Genomic DNA, 4,832 nt, shown 5'->3' on the forward strand with positions numbered 1-4,832 from the left:
TATTGACATTTGCTGAAAAGGGTGACATGCTCTTGACGGACGGACGGACGGACGGACGGACGGACGGACGGACGGACCGATCCGATCAGAGCTGAGCGCAATTAAGCTCCTTCAGTATGTGTTTGGTTACGTTGTGCTACCTTTATCGTCTGTTGCAAAAGTTTTCAGGGGAGAATATATCACAAAGAAAAATGAAAAAACAGGAACGATTCCCGTTATATTAGGAGGACAAGAGCCAGCATATTATATTGATCGTTCTAATCATGATGGAGAAATTGTGGTTATTGCACGTAGTGGTGCATCTGCAGGGTTTGTTTCTTATTGGAATCAACCGATATTTGTGACAGATGGATTTGGATATGAAGAAGTTGAGGGGCTTTCAACAACGAAGTATTTATATTATGTGCTGAAAAATATAGAGATGGTATTGAATAGTATGAAGCGTGGTGCAGGAGTTCCGCACGTGAGCAGTGAAGCGTTATCAAATATTAGGATCCCATTACCTTCGCTTGAAGAACAAAAACGTATTGTTGAAATTCTCGATCGCTTTGACGCTCTTTGTAATGATCTGTCAGCAGGGCTTCCTGCAGAAATTGAAGCACGTAAGAAACAATATGAATATTACAGAGATAAGTTATTGTCTTTTAAAGAATTACAAAAGTAGGGAGGCAAGATTATGCCATACTTTAACATTGTAGCGGAAACATCGGAAAATACCGTTGTTACAGAATATGAGCCAGTTAAAAAGCGTTCTGATAGCTATCAGAGTGAAGCGCAACTAGAGCAGGAATTTATTCGATTGCTTTGTGAACAGGGATATGAATATCTGCCGATTCATACAGAGAAAGATCTGATTGAGAATCTCCGTATGAAACTATCAGAACTAAATGATTATCAGTTCTCTGATACAGAGTGGGAGAATTTTTTCAAAAATGCGATTGCGAATCCTAATGAGCATATCGTGGAAAAGACTCGCAAGATACAAGAGGATAATATTCAAGTTCTGACGCGTGATGACGGTTCTTCTAAAAATATTACACTAATAGATAAAAAGAACATCCATAATAATAGGCTGCAAGTAATCAATCAGTACGCGGTTAGTACAGATGATGGCGCAAAACATGATAATCGTTACGATGTTACAGTATTGGTTAATGGTTTACCCCTTGTTCATATTGAGCTGAAGCGCAGAGGTGTTGCTATTCGTGAGGCATTTAATCAGATAAATCGTTATCAGAGAGAGTCTTTTGGGGCAGGTTCTGGGTTATATGAGTATATTCAAATTTTCGTTATCTCGAATGGTACCAATACGAAATATTATTCCAATAGTACTAGACGCAATGCAGAGAAAGAAAACGAGAAGAAAGGTTCCAGTAAAACTAAGACGAGCAACAGCTTTGAGTTTACTTGCTTTTGGGCAGATGCGAAAAATCGTGTGATTCCAGATCTTGTTGACTTTACTAAGACGTTTTTTGCAAAACATGCGATTCTGAATATTCTTACGAAGTATTGTATTTTTACGTCTGAGAATATGTTGATGGTTATGCGCCCATATCAGATTACGGCTACGGAGAGGATTTTAAATCGCATTGAAATCGCGAATAATTATAAAAAGTATGGCAGCGTTGAGGGTGGTGGCTATATTTGGCATACTACAGGCTCTGGAAAAACATTAACTTCTTTTAAAACGGCAAGATTAGCATCAAAGTTACCATATATTGATAAAGTGTTGTTTGTGGTTGATCGTAAAGATCTGGACTACCAGACAATGAAAGAGTATGATCGTTTTGAAAAAGGAGCTGCTAATAGCAATACATCGACCGCGATATTAAAACGCCAGTTAGAGGATCCAGATGCACATATTATTATTACCACAATACAAAAATTAGCTACCTTTATAAAAAAGAATCCTGGCCATGAAGTCTATATGAAACATGTCATCATTATTTTTGATGAATGCCATCGTAGCCAGTTCGGAGATATGCACACGGCTATCGTAAAGAATTTTAAGAAATATCATTTGTTTGGATTTACGGGAACACCGATTTTCTCTACTAATTCGGGAAAAGCAAAGAATCCAGCACTCATTACTACTGCTCAAACTTTCGGCGATCAGCTTCACAGCTATACGATTGTGGATGCGATTAATGATAAAAATGTTCTTCCATTCCGAGTTGACTACATAAAAACAATGGATGTAGAGGAAGAAATCACAGATGAAATGGTTTGGGATATCAATCGTGAAAAAGTTATGATGGCTCCTGAGCGCATCCGTATGGTGACGCAGTATATATTGGAGCATTTTGACCAGAAAACGTATCGAGGGGATAAAACATACATATATAATACACTCACGAATATAGCAGAGGTGGCTTCGGCTAAGAGAGATGGGGTAGAAGAAATTAAGCAGAAACAGCGTATAAGTGGTTTTAATTCTATTTTTGCAGTATCAAGCGTACCGATGGCAAAGCTCTATTATCAGGAATTTAAAAAGCAAATGGCAGAAGATCAAACAAAGAGACTGCGTGTTGCAACCATTTTTAGTTATGGAGCAAATGAAGAAGAATCGGATGGAATTCTGGATGAAGAAAATTCTGAAGATACCTCAGCACTTGATCAACCATCTAGGGATTTTCTGGAAGAAGCCATTAAAGACTATAATAAAATGTTCCATACGAACTATGATACTTCAAGTGACAAATTTCAGAATTATTATAAAGATGTGTCCCTTCGTATGAAGAATAAGGAATTGGATATTTTGATTGTAGTTAATATGTTCCTTACTGGCTTTGATGCTACAACTATGAATACGCTGTGGGTCGACAAAAATTTGAAAATGCATGGATTGATACAGGCTTTTTCTCGTACCAATCGTATCTTAAATTCGATTAAGACATTTGGAAATATCGTATGTTTTCGAAATTTGCAAAAGCGGGTGGATAGTGCAATTTCTCTGTTTGGAGATAAGAATGCTGGAGGCATTGTTCTGATGCAGAGTTTTAAAGACTACTATTATGGTTATGAATCTGTTGATGGTAAAAAGATGCCAGGTTATATAGATATGATGGCAGATTTGAAAGAAAAGTTTCCAGTTTCAGAACCACAGATTGTCGGAGAGCAGAACCAGAAAGAATTTATTGCTCTTTTCGGTGCGATTCTTCGTATGAGAAACTTATTGCTTTCTTTTGATGATTTTAAAGGAAATGAATTGATTTCAGAGAGAGATTTACAGGACTATTTGGGGCGTTATCAGGATTTGCGTGATGAATGGAAACGCAAGCGTCGAGAAAGCACGGATATTACAGATGATGTGATCTTTGAAATTGAATTAATTCGGCAGATAGAAATTAACATCGATTATATTCTTATGCTTGTGAAAAAATATCATGATACACATTGCGAGGATAAGGAAGTATTGATAACGATCAATAAGGCGATAGATGCCAGTCCAGAATTACGCAGTAAAAAGCAGCTTATTGAAAACTTTATAGCTGGAATCAATGATGTAGATGATATTATGAACGAATGGCATGATTACATAGCAGTGCAAAGAAAGTATGATTTAGATATGGTTATCAAGGAGGAACGACTAAAGGAAGAAGAAACGTATAGATTTATGGAAAATGCTTTTCGCGATGGAGAAATTCGAACAGCAGGAGTTGATATAGATAAACTCATGCCTCCAATTTCACGTTTTGGTGGAGGAAGAGCAAAGAAAAAGCAGACCGTTATTGAAAAATTAAAGTTGTTTTTTGAAAAATATTTTGGCATTGGAAGTGCTTTTACACCAATAAAACAAAATGTCAATGTATATAATTTTGAAGAAACAGATAAGTTACCAATAGCGGCAGAAGAAGAGATGACATATGGAAAAAAATAGGAGTGAGCGAGCATCCGCACAAAAAAATGCAAGAAAACTAGTTGCAAAAATGGTTGAGTGAATGTAAAATAAATATAATATATGCAATAATTACAAGAAAAGAAGCCTTGAATAAATTCTTTTTGAAGTAATTATTGCGGTCAGCTTCTTTACAGAAGCTGTGAGTTGAAATAAGAATGTCCCGGTATCATTTGGTGTACGCGGTAGTGGCTTCCTTATATATTACTATTAAGGAAGCCACTGAAGATTTGAATATGGCAGTAGAAAAGTTTACAGAAAATGTAAATTAGTTACTGTGTATTTTACAATGTAAATTGTATAGTTTTGTCGCCTCCTTCGCGGAGGCGTGAATTGAAATAGAGATATAATTGTTCGATGGTGTTTTCAACTTATCGCCTCCCTTGCAGAGGCAAGAATTGAAATTGCGTTGAGGGTAATTATTCTTGAAGATGCATTGGTGGATGACTACGATGAGATGCATATACCTTGGCGGAGGCACTGAGGCGACCTGTGCTTTACGAGGCGTGCCCGTGTGGGAGCGGGCTTACGCAGTAACTAAGATAAAAAGGTGTGTAGAAGGCGCCGCGGGAACAAGGGACACCGACAAAGTCACTCGCCGAAGGGCCGTTCGTTAATTAACTGGGAGGCGTAAGAAATCAACTTGACATTTTAAATTGCTGAGTGTAATATACAATATATCTTTTTCTGCCATTTGAAGGGCAAAAAAGTCAAAACAACCAACCCTTGAAAGGAATAACATGGATTTAATAGATTTGAGAAACGTTTCCGATTTAACCGGAATTGACATCAATATGGTAGATACAAACACCTTGGCACCGGAGATGGAACCAAACAGACAGCTCTATTTCATGGCAAAAAGCAGAGAGTATGTGAAAAGAAAGTCAGAAGAGTTAGGAAGAAACTTAACAGTTCATATTACTACCTTTGGCTG

At 37.3% G+C, this 4,832-nt stretch carries 2 protein-coding genes and 1 pseudogene; all 3 read left to right on the plus strand.

What is annotated here, in order from left to right; genetic code table 11:
* Positions 1-118 precede the first annotated feature (118 nt).
* Complete coding sequence (locus WJP93_RS00020) at positions 119-664, plus strand: restriction endonuclease subunit S (protein ID WP_337546114.1); 546 nt, start codon at positions 119-121, stop codon at positions 662-664.
* Positions 665-676: 12 nt separating this feature from the next.
* The gene (locus WJP93_RS00025) at positions 677-3,880 is read left to right on the plus strand and encodes a type I restriction endonuclease subunit R (protein WP_337546116.1); all 3,204 of its coding nucleotides are present in this window, start codon (positions 677-679) and stop codon (positions 3,878-3,880) included.
* A gap of 758 nt (positions 3,881-4,638) precedes the next feature.
* Positions 4,639-4,832: pseudogene (locus WJP93_RS00030) on the plus strand (tRNA (N6-isopentenyl adenosine(37)-C2)-methylthiotransferase MiaB); the annotation flags it as partial.

It is taken from the genome of Anthropogastromicrobium sp., from assembly GCF_037349415.1.
Lineage (GTDB): Bacteria > Bacillota > Clostridia > Lachnospirales > Lachnospiraceae > Anthropogastromicrobium > Anthropogastromicrobium aceti.